The following is a 22407-nucleotide window of genomic DNA, read 5'->3' as shown; positions in this document are numbered from 1 at the left end:
ATTGCTGCTAATGTAGCAAAAAATGGCCCTTTTTGAAAGGAAAATATGAATTCGGTGCCTTAGTTTATCGTTTCGAAGTATGCCAGCGTAGCCTCCTTATCTTTTTGAAGTTGGATGGTTAAGGCGTCTAAACCGGTAAATTTTACATCATGGCGCAAGAATTTTAAGAAATTCATTTTTATATCCTGACCATATATTTCCTGGTCAAAATCGAAGATATTAACTTCGATATTTCTTGTCATGCCGTTAATGGTTGGCCGCTGGCCGATGTAAGCCATTCCTTTGTAGGTTAACGGCTGGTCATTTACAGTTAACGCTTCTGTGTTTTTGTCCAAATTCTGAATTTCAGGATTTGTATGCATTTCCACGGTAACAGCATAAATTCCATCGCCGGGAATGAGCTTATAGGTTTCTTCCACAAAAATATTTGCCGTAGGAAAACCAATTGTACGGCCAATTTTGTCTCCTTTAATTACCCTTCCGAAAATAGAAAAGGGATAACCTAAATAATCAGCTGCCAAGGCAACATCTCCGGCCAAAAGTGCCTGGCGAATTTTGGTTGAACTTACCGCTACATCGTGGATATCTTGCTCCATAATTTCTTCAACTGTAAATCCAAAACGAATTCCGGCAGCTTTTAAATCTGCCAGGTTGCCTCTACGGTCTTTGCCAAAGCGATGGTCGTAACCGATAATGATATGTTTAGTGCCGATATTGTTTACCAGCGTATTTCTGATGTAATCTTCAGGGAGCTGATTGGAAAAATCTCTGGTAAAAGGGGTGATGATAAGGTGGTCTACCCCGAGCTGTTTCAAAATCTCCGCTTTTTCATCCATCGTGTTAATCATCTTCAATTCCTGATTTTCTGGGTCGATAATCATCCTCGGGTGAGGGAAGAATGTTAAAATTACACTTTCGCCTTTTTCAGCTTTGGCTTTTTCTACAAGTTGTTTTACTATTTTTTGATGACCAAAATGTACACCATCAAATGTGCCAATGGTAACAATGGCATTGTCTAGTTTATTGAAATCAGCAAGGTTATTATAAATTTTCAATTGTAGATTTTTTATGGTTTTTGGTTTTGCGTTAGGGATGGAAGCGATATCCCCCGATTTTTCATCGGGGATTTAGCGTACAGCCCGACCCCTTGCGTAGCTTGGGGTAACGCCATAATTTTTTTAAATATTTTTAATGCAGAGCGTGTTTTTTAACCACGCCACCTTTTAAGTCGGCAATTTGTTGTTGTATCACAAATGCATCGGCATCAATCTGGCGGATTGCTGTTTGCAACTTGCTCATTTCCAGTTTAGTTACAACTGTAAAAATAATATCAATGTCTTTTTTTTCTCCGTAACCGCCTTCACCTTTATAAATGGTAACGCCCCGCCTCATTTCGCCAATAATAAAGCTCTTTATAGCATCCTGATGTTCGGAAATAATGGTTACACCGGTATATTGTTCGATGCCATTTACAATAAAATCGATGGTGTAAGAGGCTGACAGATAAGTTAATATGGCATATAGCGCAGTTTCGATATTTAGGAAATAAGCTGCAAACGCAAAAATTATTACATTTAAAATCAGGATGATATTGCCAACCGTTAATATGCTGTTTTTGCTGATGTAGAGGGCTAAAACCTCTGTTCCATCAATAACGCAGCCTCCACGCATTGCTAAACCAATTCCGCCCCCTAAAAACAATCCGCCAAAAAAGGCAATTAAAAGCTTGTCGTGGGTAATTGGTTGAAATGGTAGAAAAACTAATGCCAGCGAAAGTGCGGCAATGGCAACCGCGGTTCTAAACGCAAAACCTTTGCCAATTTGCCGGTAGCCTAAAATAACGAATGGAATGTTGATTAGAACAATCAGGTAAGATAAATTCCATCCTGTAAGGGTGCTTAGCAATAAGGAAATACCCGTAACACCGCCGTCTATAAAGTGGCTTGGCATTAAGAAACTTTTCAAACCAAAACAAGCCGAGGTAACCCCCGCAACAATTAAAAGGAATTCTTTTATTAAGCGTGCGTTCTTGTTTTTGATGTTGTTCATGCTTCCTCCTGTGCTTTAGCTACTTCTTTTTTGCTACGAATATAATTAACAAGCTCTAAAACCTCAAACGAATCAGAGAGTAAAAAGTTTCCGCTACGTGTTCGGGTGAGCTTAGAAAGATAAGCACCATTTTTTAGTTTTTTACCAAAGTCGGAAACCAGGGAGCGGATGTAAGTGCCTTTGCTACAAACGATTCTGAAATCAATTTCGGGCAATTCTATTCTGGTAATTTCAAATTCGGGCACAGAAACAAAACGTTTTCGGAGTTCAACCTCTTCGCCGAGCCTGGCTTTAACATATAGGCGTTCGCCATTTACTTTTACCGCAGAATGTGCAGGTGGATATTGTTCTATATCGCCAATAAAAGGCTTGCAGGCTTCGGTAATTTCAGTCTCGGTGATGGCGCTGATATCAAACGTTTCATCAATTTCCGTTTCCATATCAAAGGATGGGGTACTGGCGCCCAAAATCATGGTGCCTGTGTATTCTTTTTCCTCGGCCTGAAAGGTGTCTATTTGTTTGGTTAGTTTACCGGTGCAGATGATGAGCAGCCCGGTTGCCAGTGGATCTAAAGTGCCGGCATGGCCAACCTTAAGCTTTAATGGTTTTAAGGAGTTACGTATTTTGCCAACTACATCAAAAGAAGTCCATTTGTATGGCTTGTTGATAAGCAGCAGCTCTCCCTCTGCAAAACTGAAATCTTTAAACTTTGAACTTTCTGTACTCACAAAATTTTTTTGTGCAAAGATACAGATTAAATAATTTGTAAGTTGTGTCCGGTTAGCAGCAAGCCTATGATTATTAATCCGGCTACTATTCGGTACCAGCCAAAAACTCTGAAGCCATGTTTATTTAGGTAGCCGATAAAACTTTTAATGGCCAGAAGTGCAACAATAAAAGCCACCACATTACCAATTACTAACAGGTTAATTTGCTCGTGGGTAATTGTGTTACCTTCCTTATAAAAATCGTACAGTTTTTTTGCCGTTGCAGCGAACATGGTTGGCACAGCTAAAAAGAACGAAAATTCTGCGGCTACTTTTCTGCTTAATTTCTGAGTCATTCCTCCAACAATTGTTGCCCCGGAGCGTGAAACACCCGGAATCATAGCAATGCATTGAAAGAAACCAATTTTTAAAGCTGTTAAATAAGTTATTTCTTCTTCCTCATTTATGGTTGGTTTGTTAAACCAATTATCAACAAATAAAAGTATCACTCCGCCAACTAGGAGGGATATCCCAACCGCCATCGGGCTTTCTAAAAGCTCATCTATTTTTTTGCTGAGCAATAAGCCAAATATCGCCGCAGGAATAAATGCAACTAATAATTTGATGTAAAAATTTATGGATTTGAAAAATCTTTTGAAGTACAATACCACTACAGAAAGAATGGCACCCAGTTGTATGGCAACAGTGAAAAGTTTCACAAATGGTTCGCTGGCTATGCCCATTAAAGATGAGCCAATAATCATATGACCGGTGCTTGATACAGGCAAAAATTCGGTTAGTCCTTCAATAATTGCAAGGATAATCGCTTCAAAAGAATTCATAGTTTTAGAAATTGTGGATTATTCCCAGATTAATTTTAATTTGTAGTTTTTTAATTTTTTATCTTTTGGTATCAAGACTAAATCTTCGGCAATAGCTTGTGATACAATAATCCTGTCGAATGGATCATTGTTTGCGAATTCCAGATTAAGCAATGTAGAAAGGTGGGCCTCATTGATCGAAATAATCTCAATTTGATTTCGCTCTGTAAATCGAAATAGTTCGTTAAAATCAATCTTCAATTCTAGCTTTCCTATTTGCTTCTTAATAGCTATTTCCCACAACGACGCGATACTTAAAAAACAAGGTTGATTGATGTCGCTGAGTTGGGTTTTAATCGATGCGGGCAATTGCTTATCTCCGGCTACAAACCACAAAAATGCATGTGTATCTAAAAGAAAAGCCATTAGATGTATTCAGCAAACATATCTAAAGGCTCGTCGAAATCATCAGATAGTTTAATTTTGCCTTTTGCATACCCAAACTCGCGAGATTTTGGTTTGGGTTGCGTTGCGTTTTTTGTTTTTAAAAATTCAACAAAGTCTGCAACTTCCTGCCTAAGATTCATAGGCAGTGAGTTTATTTCTATTTGCAAATTAGTTGTTGTCATGAATTAAAGTTAAAAAAAATGCATTGGTTGTGCCAAATTATTTTTTCAGGATGGCATAAATTCCAAACGCGAAACCGAAGAGTACAACTAAAGGCGCCAACAGTGTTCTTCGGAAATCGTAAATGTCGCCGGTTGTGCCCATCATCAGTACAAAACCAACTACAACAATCGCCATGCTTATCAATAATAACTGGTAGTTTTTTTTGTTGAAAACCAGTTCGCTTTTAACGTCCTTAGCAACCGGACTTGTTTTTTTCTCTGCCATTACCTGTAAAGATGATAAGATTTTAAACGTAAATACCTGCTAACTGCAAACCATGTGCTTAAACCAGTAATGAAAATTCCAATGATAACCAGACTGATAAATACAAAGCCAAATTCTTTGTAGTTATTCAAAATTATGATTTCAGGAACCTCTTTACGTGCATAAATTAATGTAGCAAGTAAAATTATAATTGCAATAAAGGCCGCAATTAAACCATGCAGCGCAGCATATAATAAGAAAGGACGTCTGATAAAATTTTTCGTTGCACCAACAAGCTGCATACTTTTTATTAAAAAACGTTGTGAGTAAATTGCCAGGCGTATTGTGTTGTTAATCAATGCGATAGAGATAACCAGAAGTAAGGCAGCGAACGCAAGAATAATTAACCCAATAGTGTTAATGTTCTTGTTTACCATATCAATTAACGAACTCTGGTAAACGACTTCTTTTACAACCGGGTTTTTCGCGATGTTGGCTTTCAGTGCATCAATACTCTTGTTGTTGGCATAATCTGCTTTCAGATAAACATCAAAGGTTGAAGTAAGTGGGTTATAACCCAAAAAGTTTACAAAATCTTCGCCTAAATCCTGAGTTAAGTTACGGGCAGCAAGTTCTTTGTTAACGTATTGCGTCTGTTTTACCGCAGGGTTTGCATTCAGTTCTTTTTGAAAAGCTAAAATATCAGTTTCCTTTGCACCTTCATCTACAATAATATTTAAAACGATGTTTTCTTTTACGTAGTTAGATAGGTTTTTGGCGTGTACAAGTACCAACCCAAGCAGCCCCAGCATTAACAAAACCAAAGCGATGCTTATAATCGTCGAGATATAAACAGTCTTGGTCTTCTTAGATGCGTCACTTACTTCGAATTCTTCCATGTATTTAAATTTTGTTTTTGCGAAAATATAAATTATACCTGATAAACACCAATATAAACGTTTTCTAAATGAATATTAACGCAATACTATTGGAATTATTTCTTGCTAATTTGGTAACCGCAATTAGCTTTTTTTGCTAAATCTGTACGAAATTTGGATAAGGGACGTTAATAATCGTAACTAAAACTTAAATCTACCCTAAATGAAAAAACGAATTACCTTATTAAGCCTGTTTTTTTTAGCAACAGCCACGTTATTCTCCTGCAAAAAGGATGAAACTTCTCTGAAGGCAAGAATGATTGGCAAATGGACGGTTAATAAAATTGAAGTCTCAGGTAATAGCAATCAAACACTAAATGGAACCTTTAATTACACGGCGAACGATTACCTTGATTTTAAATCGAATGAAGATGATCAGGTTGAACTTAGTTTAACCAATCAACGAACAATCGGCAACTATACCGTTTCGCTTGGCAACGACTTTGGTATGATTTTCCCCGAAGGAACGTCTTATTGTACGGTTTCTACAATTTCTGGTACGCAACTTCAATTCACCGCTAAAATCGACAAAACTAATATTGTTAAAAAATATTACCTCACAAGATAGAAAGATCTTATCCCCGATTATTTGCTTGCGTCATTGGTTCTAAACCAATGGCGCTTTTTGTTTTTATAAGTCGAAGGTGTTTGTTTGAAACTGATGGCTTCTTAGCTCGCAATGGCGAAATATTCGCTATCAGCAACCTGTACAGTACTTAATAATTTTGTGTTTCAGCGCAAAATTATGTTTCACTAAACCCCTTAATTTCCGTAATTTCGCCCCTTTAAAAATTTAAAACTTGCAATGGATTACCAATTCAAAGAAATAGAACAAAAGTGGCAGAAATTTTGGGCCGACAATCAGACATTTAAAGTCGAAAGTAACTCTGAAAAGCCAAAATATTATGTTTTAGATATGTTTCCTTACCCATCGGGAGCAGGTTTACATGTTGGCCATCCACTGGGATACATTGCATCAGATATTTTTTCGAGATATAAACGCCTTAAGGGTTTTAACGTCTTGCATCCAATGGGTTACGATTCTTTTGGTTTGCCGGCAGAGCAATATGCAATTCAAACCGGTCAGCATCCGGCCATTACAACAGAGGCAAACATTGCAACTTATCGTCGCCAGTTAGATCAGATTGGTTTTTCTTTCGATTGGAGTCGTGAAGTTCGCACAAGCGAACCTTCCTATTACAAATGGACGCAATGGATTTTTATGCAATTGTTCAATTCGTGGTATAACATTGAAAATGACCGGGCAGAGGACATTTCAACCCTAATTGAAAAATTTAATTCATCCGGCACCGCCGATGTTAAGGCTGTTTGTGATGAAGACGTGAAATCTTTTATGCCGAGCGATTGGGCAACGTTTACGGACGAAGAAAAGCAAGTCGAGTTGCTTAAATACCGCATGACTTACCTTCGCGAAAGTACTGTAAACTGGTGCCCGGCTTTGGGAACAGTTTTAGCCAATGATGAAGTGAAAGATGGTTTTTCTGAGCGTGGCGGATACCCTGTTGAGCAAAAAAAAATGATGCAGTGGAGCATGAGAATCACTGCTTATGCCGACAGGCTTTTGCAAGGCTTGAACACCATCGACTGGCCTGAGCCGATAAAAGAAATGCAGCGCAACTGGATTGGGAAAAGCGTTGGAGCGTCTGTAAAATTCAAAATTGAGGGCAGTGAGGCCTCTATCGAAGTTTTCACCACTCGCGTAGATACCATTTTTGGGGTGTCATATTTAGTTTTGGCACCAGAACATGAATGGGTTGCCGAATTAACCACAGCTGAACAAAAACAGGAGGTGGATAGTTACATTGCTCAAACCAAAAAGAAATCTGAGCTAGACCGCATGGCGGATACAAAAACTGTGTCTGGTGCTTTTACCGGTAGTTATGTAATTAATCCGGTTAATGGCGAACGTGTTCCCTTGTGGATTGCCGATTACGTGCTTGCAGGTTACGGAACCGGTGCGGTAATGGGTGTGCCAAGTGGCGACCAACGCGATTGGTTATTTGCAACACATTTTAACTTGCCAATTATCCAGATTTTGGATGGACAGAAAGATATAGAAACACAAGCGGATGCCACTAAGGAAGGGAAATATATTAACTCTGGTTTCATTAATGGATTAACTTACAAAGAAGCTGTTCCGTTTTTGAATAACTGGTTAGAAACCGAAAAAGTTGGGAAAGCAAAGGTCAACTTCCGTCAGCGTGATGCGATTTTTGGCCGCCAGCGTTATTGGGGCGAGCCCATTCCGGTTTATTTTAAGGATGGTTTGCCGTATTTATTGAAAGAGGAAGAGTTGCCATTAATCCTGCCTGAGATTGATAAATATTTACCAACAGAAACCGGCGAACCGCCTTTAGCGAGAGCGGAAGGATGGAGGTATCAGGCCCCACCCCAACCCTCCCCGGGAGGGAGGGAGTCGCATGATGCTTACCGGGCTAAAGCTGACCCAGCGCTTTATGGTGTTTTAAAAGATAATGCTAAGCAACATCGTTCTGAGCCTACAGAGGCCGAGAATATATTATGGCAGTTTTTAAGGGATAATCAAACTGGTGTAAAGTTTAGAAGACAGCATCCGGTAGATAAGTATATTGTTGATTTTATTTCCCTTAAAAAAGGTTTGATTATTGAAGTTGATGGCGGTTACCATGATTCAATTATAGAACAGGACAAGCAAAGAACCGAAGCTTTATCGCTTTATAATTATGAAGTGATCCGATTTACAAACGAAGAAGTTATTGGGAACCCTGAGGGAGTTGTTACGCAAATTAAGCAGAAACTTGCCCTTATGGAAGATCTGGAAGTCCTCCCCACTGGGGAGGATTTAGGTGGGGCAGGGTATTCTTACGAACTGAGCACCATGCCTGGTTGGGCGGGTAGCAGCTGGTACTGGTACCGCTACATGGATGCAAACAATGATAAAGAGTTTGCATCTAAAGAGGCCGTTGATTACTGGAAGGACGTGGATTTATACATCGGCGGCTCCGAGCATGCTACCGGCCACTTATTGTATAGCCGCTTCTGGAATAAATTTTTGAAAGATTTGGGCTATACCAAAGAGGAAGAACCTTTCAAGAAATTGATTAACCAGGGGATGATTCAGGGAAGAAGCAATTTTGTGTATCGTATCAACGATGTTGATGGAAAGCCAACAAATACCTACGTTTCTGCAAGCTTGAGGAAAGAATACAAAACATCAGCATTGCATGTTGATGTGAATATTGTAGAAAATGACAAGCTGAATATTGAAAAATTCAGAAACTGGTTTCCTGAATACAAAGATGCTGTTCTTATTTTAGAGGACGGTTCCATCTCCTCTCCATCAGAGGGAGGCCGTGAGGGGGCTGATTACATCTGCGGCGTCGAAGTAGAAAAAATGTCGAAATCGAAGTTCAATGTGGTTAATCCCGATGATTTGATAGAGCGTTATGGCGCCGACACTTTGCGTATGTATGAGATGTTTTTAGGTCCGCTGGAGCAGAGCAAGCCTTGGAATACAAATGGCATTGAGGGTGTGTTCAAATTCCTTCGTAAGTTCTGGAGGTTATTTCACAACGAAACCTGGGAATTTACGGTTACTGATGCAGAACCTGCAAAAACAGAACTGAAAGCCCTGCACAAAATCATTAAAAAAGTTCAGGATGATATTGAACGGTTTTCTTTTAACACATCCGTTTCCAGCTTTATGATTGCTGTTAACGAATTAACAGATTTGAAATGCAATAAACGTAGCATACTACAAGAAATGGTTGTTTTGCTATCGCCATATGCACCCCATATTTGCGAAGAACTTTGGGTTCAGCTGGGTAATCAGGCGGGCAGTTTGTCATACACAGCGTTTCCGGTTTTTAATCCTGCGTATCTGGTAGAGGACGAATTTGCTTATCCGGTTTCTGTGAATGGAAAAATGAAAATGAACCTGAACCTGAGCTTAACTTTAGCGCAGCCGGAAGTTGAGGCTATCCTGTTGGCAAACGAGCAGTTCCTCAAGTTTTTTGATGGCAAAGCACCTAAGAAAATCATTTTCGTAAAAGGAAAAATTATTAATGTTGTAGTTTAAGCCTAAAGTTAAAAGTTGGTTGTAAGGCTCATCGCCATTACCTCTTAAATAATATAAACCCCGATTTGAGCAGATCAAGTCGGGGTTTATGCTTATTTACCTTTTGCAATCCAATTCAAGTCATGCATGGAAAAAACTTTCTAGCTGTTTAACTTGCCGTAGCGACTAAAACAATCCAAGCTGACCTTTTTCGTCAATTTCGATATCATCTGGATTGGTAATCTCAAAATCAACTTTTTTGACAGGTTTTTCTTCTTTTGGCTTTTCAGCTGATTTTGGTTCTTCTGTTTTTGCAGGCGCAGGCTGGGGTATTTCGGGCACTTCCTCCGCAATTGGCTGTTCGTTAACAACTGGTTGTTGCGGTGCTGCCGGATTTGGTTTCCGCTCAAATTTTACTTTGGGTTTATCTAAAACGATGTTTTCAGCAACCTGTTCAGGTACTAACTGTTCTTCCGTTTCAAGGTTTGCAGCTTCGTCTTGTTCAACATCATCTACCTCACCAGAAATGTCATTTCCGCCGCCATCCTCAGTTTCTTCTACCTCTTCAACCGCGGTTTCAGGTTCTTGTAAAACAACTTTTTGTACGTCATGCGGTGATAAACGATTTCCATTTGCTTTCAATCCTTTTACATCTATTAAATCAGCTAACACCAAATCTAGTGTTTCCGGAATTTGTGTTTTTCCTTTTAAAACATCTACAACAACTTTGGCTGCTGCGTTTGATGTTAAAAACAACAACTTTGATTTCGGTTCCTCACTTATAAATACAACCTTTTTGCCATTAGATTGCAATTCGAAATTAAAACGTTTAATGAAATAATTTTGTGCTTTTCCTTCAAAATGCACTGCGGCGAACACCTTTTCAGCATCAAACTTTTCAATTAAAATTAAGCCATCATCAAAATGGTTGCTCAATTCGAAAGAGCTTAATTCATAGTAACCGTCTTTATGAATCTGCAGAATTCTATCATCTCCATCAAACTCGCCAAGGTATTTCCCGCGGCCATCAACATTTAAGCGTTTCAGCAAATCATCATACCAGATTTTTAATCCAGATAGAGTAGAAACACCTTTAGTTTTTAATATGATTTTTTTAACGGGATATTTCGAGATAATATTTCCCTGCGAACCCCGGCCTTTTATGGCAACTTCGGCAAAATCCTGGTCGAACTGCAGCTTGCGTAACTTAGAATGCGGTTTTAAAGCCACATTTACCACCTCTGCTTCTCCGTTTGGATTTGCTGTAAAGTATAAAACTTTCGAGCCTTTAGAGCCCTTCGTTAAGTCGTATTCTTTATCGCGGGTTACGCCCACAACGGCGAAACGTTTAATGTAAGCTGTTCCAGACGAGCCATCTTTATAAATCATATTATAAATCGTCCGCTCATCATTTTTCTTAAACACCTGCGCATGTATAATGCCCTTGCCCACAAAAGTTTTGTCGGCCACTTTAGTAATTATACATTTTCCATCCTCGCGGAAAACAATTACTTCATCAATGTCAGAACAGTCTGCAATAAATTCGTCTTTCCGCAAACCAGTTCCAATAAAACCATCTTCACGGTTCATGTAAAGCTTCACATTTGCCAAAGCTACTTTTGATGCTTCAACACGGTCGAACAAGCGAATTTCAGTTTTGCGTTCCCGGCCTTTACTGTATTTATCCTTAAGCTTTTGAAACCACGCAATGGCATAGTCGGTTAGGTGCTTTAAGTGATTTTTTACCACTTTTATTTCATCCTCGAGGTTTTTCATTTGCTCATCAGCCTTCTTAACATCAAACCTTGTGATGCTACTCATCGGCTTGTCGATTAGCTTTTTGAAATCCTCAGGTAAAATCTCGCGATAAAGAGATGGCTTAAAAGGGTCGAACAATAAATGCAAAACGTCAACAACAGTATCAAAATTAGCGGCGTTTTCATATTCAGGATTCTTGTACATGCCCTCCTGAATAAATATTTTTAGTAAAGAACTAAAGAAAATTTTCTCCTGCAATTCATGCAACCGAATTTCCAGTTCCTTTTTTAATAAGCTTTTGGTGTGTTTTGTATTTTCAATAAGAATATCATTCACACTCATAAAGTGTGGCTTATCACCCTGAATAATACAGGTATTCGGCGAGATTGAAACCTCGCATGCAGTAAACGCATAGAGCGCATCAATGGTTACATCGGGCGAAATGCCTGGCGCCAGGTGCACAATAATCTCAACATGGGCAGCAGTGCTGTCTTCAATTTTCTTGATTTTGATTTTGCCCTTGTCGTTGGCGGCCAGGATGCTATCAATTACGGAGCTTGTTGTGGTGCTATACGGAACCTCCGTAATTACCAAGGTTTTTTTGTCTTTTTCGGTAATCTTTGCACGTACGCGGATTTTGCCGCCACGCTGGCCCTCATTGTAGTTCGAAAAATCGGCCATACCACCCGTAAAAAAATCGGGCATAATATTCGGCCGAACGCCTTTCAGGGCTTCAATAGAAGCATCTAACAACTCAATAAAATTGTGCGGCATTACTTTGGTAGCCAAACCAACGGCAATACCTTCTGCTCCTTGCGCCAATAGCAAAGGGAATTTAACAGGCAAAGTAATCGGTTCATTATTCCGCCCATCGTAACTTAACTGCCATTCCGTAGTATCCGGATTAAAAACAACTTCGTTCGCAAATTTCGATAAACGGGCCTCAATATAACGAGGCGCCGCGGCACTATCACCGGTAATTGGGTCGCCCCAGTTTCCCTGCATGTCAATAAGTAAATCTTTCTGACCAATCTGCACCATCGCATCGCCAATAGAGGCATCACCGTGCGGGTGGTACTTCATCGTGTTGCCAATAACATTCGCCGCTTTATTAAAACGTCCGTCGTCCATTTCCTTTAACGAATGCATAATGCGCCTTTGTACAGGCTTTAATCCATCATGAATATGTGGAACGGCACGGTCCAGAATTACGTAAGACGCATAATCGAGGAACCAGTTTTCGTATAAACCGTTAATTGGGGTTACCGTATGTTTGTGCTCTTCGTTTATGTTTTGGTCTAATTCTTCACTCATCTATTTACAAAAATTGGCAGCCGTAAATATAATAAAAATGATTACACAGAATGCAGAGAGGTTATGCACATTCCGTAGACTGTTTTTCGTTTAAAGAAGATTTGAAAAGCAGGTTCTTTCGCTTTTTTAAACGTTTCTTCCTGCTTTACGCTGTATCTTTTAGCTGTTCCGTCGCTGCGCTCAGAATTACAGCTAAAAGGATGCCGCTGCAATTAGGTTTAAGAACGTAATTTCTGCAAATTTTGCCCAGTTGCAATTTGTACAAACTACTCTTTGGCAAGTAAAACGCCAGAAACATTCCAGGCGCTAGAGCTAGAGCCTTGCGGCAAGCCCATCGGGATACTAACTTTTATGGTATGAGTGCCAGCTTTTAAATCGCCAAGGCTAATTATATTTGGGTTGGTAACCGTACCCGGGCACCAGTTCGATCGGCTTAAATCTGAAGATGAAAGGCCGGTTTCGAAATTTCCCGAAGCAGGATTTGATAAACGATAAGAGCCGCAATCTTGCCGCCATGGTATAAATGCAAACGCCTCTTTATTATCCAGCGAGATCGTGTTTTTCTTTGGAACAAACTCATCACCACCGCCCCAGCCACCATGGCCGGTTGTTATGTAACGCAGTTTGGCATCTTTTACATCTTTCGCCAGCACAAAAGAAACCTCCAAACCTTTTTCGCTGCTAAACATGGTTGCGTATTCCTGGCCGGCCATTTCCATTACGTTAGTCGAGTTAAATAAAGGCATAATTAAACTTCTATCAGCCTTTTCTCTCCCCGCATTATGAAGTGTTATGTTTAACGATACCTTATGTCCGCCTTTATCGTAATTGCCAATAAAAACCGCTACCCAAACTTCCTTTCCGTTTACCAAAGGAAAAAGCTCGGAAATGTCCTGACGGTAATATACCTTATCGGCCCAGGTTTTATCTTTAAGCTTCAGGTTATTGTATTTTCCCACGCCGAAAGGGGTAAAAAACCGCATAAGTTCTATTACCGGATTGTAAGTTGGTGTAGCAACAACACCCTGGTAAGTTTTTCCGTTACCATTGTCGTAAATCGGCAATTCTTTTACCGAACGCTTTAATGCATCCATCAAGCTAACTGTTTTATCCGTCGGAATTACAAAAACGGAACCCGTTCTGTCGTATGCATCGCCGTTAGATTGTTCCGTCAAATCCACAAAAACATTTGGGTTTGAAGCCCACGCAGGAAAACTAACTTTTCGGGCAATAACCGTTCCTCCGGCAAACCTGAAAATAGAATCCGACGATTGTGGCTTATCTACAAAATTGATGGTTTCATTAGTGAACACATTTAAGGTGGTAAACCTGCTTTTCCAAAGTAAATCTTTATAAGATAAACCATCTGTAAGGCTTAGTGTACTTAATTCCACTGCCTTAATTTTCTTCGCTTCTTCAATTTTTACAGCCGTTAAATAGCTGTTTCCATTGCGGATTTGCTCCAGCACCAAACCAAGGTTTTGGCCTAAAGCTGTTGGTGCAGCCTTAATTCCGGCTTCCGTGGTATACCATAATTCTATTGTATTTGAGTTTACAACGGTTTTTGCCTTTTTACAGGTATAGCCTAAAATCACTTTCGTTTCAGAACTGAATTCAAAAGTCTGTTTACCAATTGAAGTGCTATCTGAAGTTGAAATCTGATTGGACTTGCCCAAATCTGCGAGCTGGAATAAAATATTTTCGGGCTTTGTAACAACAGTTTGCTCGTAAGGAAATTTAGCCTTGCCAGCTAAAATGCTTTCGCTTGTAAGGAGGTTTTGTTTTGCGCCTGTAATAATTATCGAAGGGTTTCTATCTTCCTTTGGTTTGCCATCTGCAGAGCGCCAGTATTCTACTCTGTAATTTAAATCAGCCTTTAAAACTTGCTGTGCCTGGCTACAGAAAAAACTTAAAATAGCAGCGCTGATAAGGTAAAATCGTCTCATAACTTAAAAAAAACAAATATAGGTTATCGCTCCAGTCTATCCTCCACAAAAGCGAAAGGCAATAAATTCTTTACACTCGGCACTTTCAAAATTTCGCCATTTAAGCAATAAAATATCACCTCAATAGGTGTAGATTGTTTGCGCTCAAATTCTGCCATTACCTGTAAACAACCACCACAAGAAGTTACGGGCGTCAGGATTTCGAAATTATCCGTTTGGGCGGTTATCGCCATGCTTTCTATCACCGCATTTGGGTAAGTAGAGCCGATTGAAAAGAGTGCTACCCGTTCGGCGCATAACCCGGAAGGATAGGCAAGGTTTTCCTGGTTGCTTCCTAAAACAACTTCGCCCGTGGCCAAACGAATGGCGGTGCCAACCCTGAATTTTGAATAAGGCGAATATGAAGTCGCCAGCGCTTTTTCGGAGAGCGCACACAGCTTGCGCTCGCTATCACTTAGTTCATCGATGCCGGCGTATTGCTCAAAACTTATATTTAGATTTAATGATTTCATCTATAGTGATTTATAAAAACGCTAATGTTAAATTTTATAGCGGGGCGAACAATTTAGTTTATTTTTTGTATTAATTACAAAGATCTGCCTTAAATTAATTTTAGTGGCATGCTTTTGGCATTTAGTAAATTACCAAACACTATCAGCTTTGAATAAATACGTACGTAAAAGTCTTAAAGTTTTACTCTGGATCATCGCCTCGGTGATAATTTTGGTTGTCGCGGTGGCTTTGTCTCTAAACATTCCTGCGGTACAAAATTTTGTAAAAGGGAAAGCGATAAACTACCTTAAAGATAAAACGAAAACGGAGGTTAGTCTCGAAAGCATTAAAATTGCGCTTCCCAAAGATGTTGTTTTAAACAAGTTTTATATCGAAGACAGAAAAGGCGATACGCTTTTATATGCCGAAAAACTCGCTGTTGATATCAGCCTCTTCAAACTCTTAAAAAATACTGTTGAGATTAATAATATCGAACTAAAAAACATACGGGCGAATGTTAAAAGGATAAACCCCGATACGACTTTTAACTTTTCTTTTTTGGTAGATGCTTTCATGAGCGACCAGAAAAAACCTGAAGAAAAGGTCGACAAAGACACCACTTCAACTTTGAAGTTTTCGGTAGATAAAGTGTCGTTTGAAGATATTGGTATTACCTACCGTGATGACGTTGCTGGAAACGATGTGAAACTGCACTTAGGTGCATTCAAAACTAAGTTGAAAACTTTTGATTTGGCTAATCAGCACTATGTTATCCGCGACTTGACATTAAACAACACATCGTTAAAATACTTGCAGCAAAAGCCGCTAACACAATTGGTGCAGCACATTACAAATACGGTAGATAGCAGCCAGAAAGCAACAGGGAAACTTCCGTTAATTGAGGTAGAAAACTTTGCTTTTAACAATGTTAAAGTAAATTACGATGATCAGATTTCAACAACCAAGGCTATTGCGGATGTAATTGAATTAGGCTTAACAAACCTAAAAGTAGATTTAACAAATAGTAAATATACAGTTGATGATGCCAAACTAAATAAATCAAATATCCTTTTCGCCTTTAAGCCGGCACCGAGTAACGACCTTAAAAAAGTTAAAGACACTGTTGTCGCTCAGAAATCTACCTTAGGCTTAATGATTAAGAACATAAGTTTAGCAGAAAATAATGTTCAGTTCGATAATTTAGGTGCAAAGGCCGCTGCAAAGGGAATGGATTTTAATCATTTAAAAATCACCGGATTAACTTTTGGCGCAGGCGATGTGAGTTACAGTGCAGCCGGCATTAAAGCAAATGTTAAAAATGGTTCGTTAAAGGAAAAAAGCGGTTTCCAGCTGAATGAGTTAAAGGGAAATGCGGTTTATAACGACAAGCAGATTAAACTGAGCAATTTTATTTTAAGAACACCAAATACGAACATTGAAAATGCCACTGAACTGAATTTTACTTCAATGGATGATTTGACAAAGCATCCGGAGCGGGTAAAACTGGCTTTGAGCTTAAAAAATACCACAATTGGATTAAAAGATGCAGGCTATTTTAGCGATGCTGTTCCGGCAAACTACCGCAACGAAAAAATTAAGATAAATGCTGATGTAAACGGCTACCTGAATAATCTCAATATCCCACGGTTGCAGGTTAGCGGGCTAAAGAACACGCAAATAGACATAAGCGGAACCGCAAAGGGACTACCGGATATTAACAAAACTTTTCTGGATTTAAACATTAAAAAACTTTACTTAACCAAGAGCGATATCCTGGTGGCGGTGCCAAGAAAATCCTTACCACCAAGCATCGAGTTGCCAAATGTAATAAATGCCAAAGGAAGGTTTACTGGCTCAATGACGGATTTCAACACCAACATGAATATCCAGACGGATATGGGTGCTGCGATTTTAGCCGCCACAATGAAGGGACCAAAAGGCAGAGAAAGTTACAAAGCAGATGTTACCCTCAACAACTTTAACGTTGGCCGTTTGTTAAAAATGCAGCCAAAACTGGGTCGCGTTTCGGTTAAGGCAAACGTTGCAGGAACAGGTTTGGACCCGAAAAAGATAAATGCCAGATTTAACGCCCGCGTTTTAAATGCTTATTACAACAAATATACCTATCGCAATCTGAATATTGCTGGTACGTACGCCAACCAGAATGTTTCAATAAAAGGAAGCATGCCAGATAATAATGCAAACTTTACACTCGATGCCAAAGCTAACCTTGCGGGCAAATATCCTGCTGTAAAGGCAAATCTTAATCTAAAGCAATTGAATTTGCAGGCACTTAATTTTAGTCCGACGATTTTAACGGCCGCCGGCCTGGTCAAAGTAGATTTAGCAACTGCTGATGCAGATTATTTAAATGGTACTGTTGACATTACAGGTTTACAGCTGCTAAAAGATGCACAGCGCATTAATGTAGATACAATTTCTGTTAAGGCTAAAACCACCGAAACAGCCAATGAATTAACGTTGAAATCGGAAATTTTATCTGCCAGGGTAGATGGTAAATATCAGTTGACAAAGATAAGCAATGCCATTATCAACGAAATTAATAAGTACTATGCCTTTGGAACTGTAACGAAAATTCCAGACCAAAGAATGAGGTTTGCTGTTCAAATTTATGATTCCAAGCTGTTGAAACAGTTTGTGCCAGAACTCGCAGTATTTAAACAATCTCAATTTTATGGCTTAATCGACACTCAGAAAGATAGCTTACAAATTAAAGGTAATTTCCCGCAGGTTGTTTACGGCGATTTTAAAGTTGACACGACAGTTTTGAACATCAACAACGACAATAATAAATTAAATTATGCTTTAACTGTAAAGAGTTTACAGAGCCCATCAATTGCGTTGTTTAACACAGAGGTTAGTGGCGATGCTGCGAACAACAACCTCGGCGTCAACATTTTCCTTCGTGATAGAAAACTTAAGGACAAATACGTTATAGGCGGAACATTCCAATCGATTAATAAAGATTTTAAATTTTCTTTGGATCCACAAAAGCTGTTGCTGGATTATCAAAAATGGGTAGTTTCGCAAGATAACTATATACAATTTGGCGCATCGGGCATTCTGGTAAATCAATTTCAGATTAGTAACAGTGGTCAGTCTCTATCCATTAATAGTAATCCAACTCAGCCTAATGCACCATTAGCTGTAGAATTTAAAGATTTCCAACTCGAAACACTCACCAAATTTGCAGAAACAGATACAACTTTGGTTGGTGGGCGCTTAAATGGTACCGCAAATGTTAAAGATTTAGCATCAACTCCTAAATTTGAAGCAAACTTAACGATAGACCAGCTGCGCTATGAAAAAGACCAGTTGGGCACCTTGAGATTGGCTGTGAACAATAATACCAAAAATGCTTTTGAAGTGAATGTGGCACTGACAGGTGTACACGAACTTAGGGTTAACGGCTTTTATTACACCGCCCCGCAAAGTGAGCTCGATTTAACGGTTAATATCGATAAGATTGAAATGAAAAACATTGAAAGTTTATCGCAGGGACAGTTAAAAAATGGAACCGGAACATTAACTGGAGCACTTTCAGTTAAAGGCGCTTTAACTGCGCCAAGAATATTGGGCGATTTAACATTCAATAATGCAGGCATAAACGTTGCTTACGTGAATTCATATTTTAGATTGCCGAACGAGAAAATTTCATTCACCAATGAAGGCATAGCTTTTAACAACTTTACGCTTATCGATTCGCTTAATCAAAAGGCAACAATTAACGGAAAGGTGTTAACCACTGACTACAAAAATTATAAGTTCGGACTCGACATTCGGATGAATAATTTCAGGGCAATAAATTCTACTGCGGCGGATAATGAAATGATTTACGGAACTGTTTTTCTAACCAGTAATATTAAGGTTAGAGGAGATTTGAACCAGCCTGATGTAAACATGACGGTGAACGTTAACAAAGGCACTAAGTTTTTCTTTGCTTTGCCTGCAAACGACCCTGCTATTATTGACCAGGAAGGTATAGTTCAGTTTATTGATGCTGATGCGCCGCCTTTTAACGGGCAAAAAGCATTGAAGGTTGATAGCGTAAGTAAATCACCAATTAAAGGCTTAAACCTCGTTGCGGCAGTTAAAATAGATCCTGAAGCGGAACTTAATGTAGTTGTTGACCCATCAAACGGTGATGCGCTTAATATAAAAGGCGATGCGGATTTGAACGCAACAATGGATCCAAGTGGGAAAATTAGTTTAACCGGACGCTATGAAGTTGTTGATGGCTCTTATAATTTGTCGGTTGGCCCGTTAGGTAAAAAAGAATTTAAAATAGTTAAAGGAAGCACAATCGTGTGGACCGGCGAGCCTACTACGGCAAATGTTAACTTATCTGCAATGTACGAAGTAAATGCAGCACCTATCGATTTATTAAACCAGCCGGATTTGGTACAGGCAAAAACGAAGCTTCCGTTTCAGGTTTATTTGATGATGAAAGGGGAGTTGCTTAAACCAATCATTTCTTTCAAAATTGATCTGCCGGAAAATGAAAGAGCAACAGAAATTGGAAGTTTGGCTTATACCAGGCTTCAAAATGTAAATCGTGATGAAAGCGAGCTTAATAAACAGGTTTTTGCCTTGTTGGCGCTTAACAGGTTTATCGCAAATAACCCATTTCAAAGTTTAGCCGGTGGAGGCGGAGGCGTATCTACACTTGCAAGATCGAGTGTGAGCAAATTATTAACAGAGCAATTAAACAACCTAACATCAGATTTGATTCAAGGTGTTGATCTTAATTTTGGGGTAAATTCTTCAGAAGATTATTCTACAGGCTCGTTGCAACAGAAAACGGATTTGGAGGTTGGCTTATCGAAAAAACTCCTTAACGACAGGTTGACCGTAACTGTAGGAAGTTCTTTCGCACTTGAGGGCCCGCAGGCGCCAGGAGAAAAATCAACTAATATTGCAGGAAACGTAAACGTAGAATATGCATTATCTGCCGATGGAAGGTACCGGTTGAGGGCTTACAGGCGAAATCAGAACGATGTAATCGTACAAGGCCAGATCATTGAAACAGGACTGGGATTTACTTTAGTTGTTGATTACAATAAATTCAAAGAGATTTTCCAGAAAAAACGAAATAGAAGAACGAGAAACATTGAACAGAAAGCACAAGATGAGACAACTAACTAGACCTATTTTATTTGTATTGGCCTGTTTAGTTTATGCGGGTTGTAGTAGCACGAAATCCTTAAAACCTGGCCAGATTTTATATACAGGCGCAGAGATAAATATTAATCCCGATTCGTCAGGTAAAATCGATGATGAAAAGCAGGTAAAGGCAGATTTAAAAAGTAAAACCAGACCACGCCCTAATAATAAGTTAAAGCTTGCCATTTATAACTTTGCCGGCGAGCCTAAGAAGCCAAAGGGTTTAAGGAATTGGATTAGAAAAAAAGGGGAGGCCCCAGTTCTTTTAAGCGAAGTTAAACTGAAATACAACAATGATGTACTTACGAGTTATTTGTTGAGCGAAGGCTACCTACAGGCGGTTGTTACCGGAGATACGGTTGTAAAAGACAAAAAAGGTAAAGCGATTTACACCGCTGTTACCGGAGAACGGTATAAAATAAATAAAATAAATTTCCCGCCAGATTCTGGTGTGCTGACAAAAATTATCAATTCGAATAAAGATAAAACACTGTTAAAAGTAGGAGATTATTACGATTTAGATGTCTATAAAAATGAACGCATAAGAATCGACAACGACTTGAAAGAAAGTGGATACTTTTATTTCAGTCCGGATTATTTAATTATGCAGGTTGATAGTACAATAGGCAAAAACCTCGTTAACATTACCGTAAAAGTAAAAGATATTGCCCCTGAAGCGGGTTTAAAACCGTATACCATTAATAATATTAACATTTATCCTGCTTATTCCATAAGGAGAGACAGCGTATTGCGCAGGCTTAAACCAGTGCAGTACCACGATTTTAATATTTATGATGACCGGAATACCTTTAAACCAGGGTTATTTGATAGATTGGTGTTTTTTCAGAAGGGTGAATTATACAATCGTAAAGACCATAATCAATCGCTAAACAGAATGGTAAATGTTGGGGCTTTTCAGGATGTTAGGGCCGAATTTTTGCCGCTTGACAGCTTCAAAAATAACCAGCTGGATTTAAATATCTACTTAACGCCGCTTAAGAAAAATTCGTTAACATTTTCGGTAACCGGAACCAGCAAATCGAACAATTTTGTCGGCTCAGAAGTGAAAGTTACGCAAACCACCAGAAATTTATTCCGCGGGGCCGAACAATTAGACGTTAGCGTTAGCGGTGGCTTTGAAACGCAAACTAAGGGAACAGCACTTGGGAAAAATTCAATCTCGTTAACAGCAGAAGGCAAACTAACCTTTCCAAGATTTATTGTTCCGTTTTACAAACCAAACAGTACAACAGCGTTTATCCCGAAAACGATTACGTCCCTTTCTTACCAGATGCTAAATCGCGGTTCGGAATATACTTTACATGCTTTTAAAGGAGAATTTGGCTATAACTTCAAGGAAAATCAATACAAGGAACATAACTTCAATCCAATCTCGGTAAGTTATATTTCGACAACTTTTCCTTCCGATACCACAAAGGAACGTCTTTACGAACAAAATCCGCTGCTCCGTTCAACTTTAGAGAATCAGTTTATAATCGGGAGTAATTATAATTTCACCTTTACAAACCAAATGGAAGACAATCGCAGAAATAATACCTATTTCTTCGGCGGTGTGGAAACAGGTGGGAATGTTTGGGGTGCATTTGTGCCTAAAGATGATCAAGGTAAACGTTCGCTTTTTAACGTACCCTTATCTCAGTTTGTTAGGTTAGAGGCAGATTTAAGAGACTATTATAAAGTTACCAGGAACGTAGTTTGGGCTAACAGGCTAAACCTTGGGTACGGTTATGCCTATGGCAACAGTACTTCTTTGCCCTTTGTAAGGCAGTTTTTTGCTGGCGGAAGTAATGATATAAGAGCATTTCCGGCGAGAACGTTAGGTCCGGGAACTTACAAAGTACCTGAAGATGCTATTTTTGCCGACCAGGGCGGGGATATAAAGTTGATGCTCAATTCAGAATTGCGTTTTAAAATTGTCAGTATTCTTTATGGCGCATTATTTGTAGATGCGGGTAACGTTTGGCTGCGTAAAGAAGACACCGGAATACCAGGAACTACAAACACTGGCAGACCAGGGTCTGAATTTAAGCTCAAAAATGCTTTAAATGAATTGGCGGTAGGCACCGGAGCGGGTGTTCGGGTAGATGCAACCATATTCGTTATTCGGTTAGACGTGGCTTTTCCGGTTCGGAAACCTTTCTTGCCAGAAGGACAACGCTGGGTATTTGACGATCTTGCGTTCGGTAATAAAGACTGGAGAAGGCAAAACCTAATCTTTAATATCGGGATTGGCTATCCATTTTAATT

At 39.3% G+C, this 22407-nt stretch carries 15 protein-coding genes; 4 read left to right on the top strand and 11 right to left on the bottom strand.

The features are described 5' to 3' along the window. Positions 1–59 precede the first annotated feature (59 nt). The 8 genes from AC0IWT_RS12050 to AC0IWT_RS12015 all read right to left on the bottom strand — a co-directional run bounded on the left by AC0IWT_RS12050 (position 60) and on the right by AC0IWT_RS12015 (position 5349). Entirely contained in the window at positions 60–1055 is a 996-nt protein-coding gene (locus tag AC0IWT_RS12050) for a bifunctional riboflavin kinase/FAD synthetase (RefSeq protein ID WP_056869935.1), read from the bottom strand. 133 nt (positions 1056–1188) lie between these two features. After that, entirely contained in the window at positions 1189–2049 is an 861-nt protein-coding gene (locus AC0IWT_RS12045) for a YitT family protein (RefSeq protein ID WP_471797393.1), read from the bottom strand. Beyond that, on the bottom strand, positions 2046–2777 hold the full coding sequence (gene truB, locus AC0IWT_RS12040) for a tRNA pseudouridine(55) synthase TruB (protein WP_471797392.1): 732 nt from the start codon (positions 2775–2777) through the stop codon (positions 2046–2048). Before truB ends, AC0IWT_RS12045 begins: the two co-directional genes overlap by 4 nt. A gap of 26 nt (positions 2778–2803) precedes the next feature. Next, positions 2804–3598 carry an undecaprenyl-diphosphate phosphatase gene (locus AC0IWT_RS12035; protein WP_056869938.1) on the bottom strand — a complete coding sequence of 265 codons (795 nt, stop codon included), beginning with the start codon at positions 3596–3598 and terminating at the stop codon, positions 2804–2806. An 18-nt stretch (positions 3599–3616) separates the two neighbouring features. Then, positions 3617–4003 carry a type II toxin-antitoxin system VapC family toxin gene (locus AC0IWT_RS12030; protein WP_471797391.1) on the bottom strand — a complete coding sequence of 129 codons (387 nt, stop codon included), beginning with the start codon at positions 4001–4003 and terminating at the stop codon, positions 3617–3619. Continuing rightward, positions 4003–4206, bottom strand: a complete 204-nt coding sequence (gene vapB / locus AC0IWT_RS12025; protein WP_056869940.1) for a type II toxin-antitoxin system VapB family antitoxin — start codon at positions 4204–4206, stop codon at positions 4003–4005. Before vapB ends, AC0IWT_RS12030 begins: the two co-directional genes overlap by 1 nt. Before the next feature lie 37 nt (positions 4207–4243). Continuing rightward, the gene (locus AC0IWT_RS12020) at positions 4244–4471 is read right to left on the bottom strand and encodes a DUF3098 domain-containing protein (RefSeq protein WP_056869941.1); all 228 of its coding nucleotides are present in this window, start codon (positions 4469–4471) and stop codon (positions 4244–4246) included. Then, positions 4471–5349, bottom strand: a complete 879-nt coding sequence (locus AC0IWT_RS12015) for a cell division protein FtsX (protein WP_056869942.1) — start codon at positions 5347–5349, stop codon at positions 4471–4473. Before AC0IWT_RS12015 ends, AC0IWT_RS12020 begins: the two co-directional genes overlap by 1 nt. A 202-nt stretch (positions 5350–5551) precedes the next feature. Between AC0IWT_RS12015 and AC0IWT_RS12010 the strand changes: the two genes are divergently transcribed. Beyond that, positions 5552–5956: a hypothetical protein gene (locus tag AC0IWT_RS12010; RefSeq protein ID WP_056869943.1), complete on the top strand. Its 405-nt coding sequence runs from the start codon at positions 5552–5554 to the stop codon at positions 5954–5956. A 237-nt stretch (positions 5957–6193) separates the two neighbouring features. Continuing rightward, on the top strand, positions 6194–9466 hold the full coding sequence (locus AC0IWT_RS12005; RefSeq protein WP_471797390.1) for a leucine--tRNA ligase: 3273 nt from the start codon (positions 6194–6196) through the stop codon (positions 9464–9466). 165 nt (positions 9467–9631) lie between these two features. Here AC0IWT_RS12005 and AC0IWT_RS12000 read toward each other — a convergent pair whose 3' ends face one another. The 3 genes from AC0IWT_RS12000 to AC0IWT_RS11990 all read right to left on the bottom strand — a co-directional run bounded on the left by AC0IWT_RS12000 (position 9632) and on the right by AC0IWT_RS11990 (position 14975). Further along, on the bottom strand, positions 9632–12517 hold the full coding sequence (locus AC0IWT_RS12000; protein WP_471797389.1) for a DNA gyrase/topoisomerase IV subunit A: 2886 nt from the start codon (positions 12515–12517) through the stop codon (positions 9632–9634). Positions 12518–12783: 266 nt separating this feature from the next. Next, positions 12784–14463, bottom strand: a complete 1680-nt coding sequence (locus tag AC0IWT_RS11995; protein WP_471797388.1) for a PNGase F N-terminal domain-containing protein — start codon at positions 14461–14463, stop codon at positions 12784–12786. 23 nt (positions 14464–14486) lie between these two features. After that, the gene (locus tag AC0IWT_RS11990) at positions 14487–14975 is read right to left on the bottom strand and encodes a cytidine deaminase (RefSeq protein WP_471797387.1); all 489 of its coding nucleotides are present in this window, start codon (positions 14973–14975) and stop codon (positions 14487–14489) included. A 148-nt stretch (positions 14976–15123) separates the two neighbouring features. Between AC0IWT_RS11990 and AC0IWT_RS11985 the strand changes: the two genes are divergently transcribed. Together AC0IWT_RS11985 and tamL are read left to right on the top strand one after the other, a co-directional pair. After that, positions 15124–20121 carry a translocation/assembly module TamB domain-containing protein gene (locus AC0IWT_RS11985; RefSeq protein ID WP_471797386.1) on the top strand — a complete coding sequence of 1666 codons (4998 nt, stop codon included), beginning with the start codon at positions 15124–15126 and terminating at the stop codon, positions 20119–20121. Then, positions 20105–22405, top strand: a complete 2301-nt coding sequence (gene tamL, locus AC0IWT_RS11980) for a translocation and assembly module lipoprotein TamL (RefSeq protein WP_471797385.1) — start codon at positions 20105–20107, stop codon at positions 22403–22405. The genes AC0IWT_RS11985 and tamL overlap by 17 nt, the downstream gene beginning before the upstream one ends. Positions 22406–22407: the final 2 nt, after the last annotated feature.

This window comes from Pedobacter sp. AC464 (assembly GCF_979253075.1).
This window is presented reverse-complemented; position numbering and strand designations above follow the sequence as displayed.

Coding starts and splice junctions, on each gene's coding strand:
- AC0IWT_RS12020 (WP_056869941.1), bottom strand. CDS start 4,471: ATGGCAGAGAAAAAAACAAGTCCGGTTGCTAAGGACGTTAAAAGCGAA.
- AC0IWT_RS12005 (WP_471797390.1), top strand. CDS start 6,194: ATGGATTACCAATTCAAAGAAATAGAACAAAAGTGGCAGAAATTTTGG.
- AC0IWT_RS12010 (WP_056869943.1), top strand. CDS start 5,552: ATGAAAAAACGAATTACCTTATTAAGCCTGTTTTTTTTAGCAACAGCC.
- AC0IWT_RS12015 (WP_056869942.1), bottom strand. CDS start 5,349: ATGGAAGAATTCGAAGTAAGTGACGCATCTAAGAAGACCAAGACTGTT.
- tamL (WP_471797385.1), top strand. CDS start 20,105: ATGAGACAACTAACTAGACCTATTTTATTTGTATTGGCCTGTTTAGTT.
- AC0IWT_RS12045 (WP_471797393.1), bottom strand. CDS start 2,049: ATGAACAACATCAAAAACAAGAACGCACGCTTAATAAAAGAATTCCTT.
- AC0IWT_RS12030 (WP_471797391.1), bottom strand. CDS start 4,003: ATGGCTTTTCTTTTAGATACACATGCATTTTTGTGGTTTGTAGCCGGA.
- vapB (WP_056869940.1), bottom strand. CDS start 4,206: ATGACAACAACTAATTTGCAAATAGAAATAAACTCACTGCCTATGAAT.
- AC0IWT_RS12000 (WP_471797389.1), bottom strand. CDS start 12,517: ATGAGTGAAGAATTAGACCAAAACATAAACGAAGAGCACAAACATACG.
- AC0IWT_RS11990 (WP_471797387.1), bottom strand. CDS start 14,975: ATGAAATCATTAAATCTAAATATAAGTTTTGAGCAATACGCCGGCATC.
- AC0IWT_RS12035 (WP_056869938.1), bottom strand. CDS start 3,598: ATGAATTCTTTTGAAGCGATTATCCTTGCAATTATTGAAGGACTAACC.
- AC0IWT_RS11995 (WP_471797388.1), bottom strand. CDS start 14,463: ATGAGACGATTTTACCTTATCAGCGCTGCTATTTTAAGTTTTTTCTGT.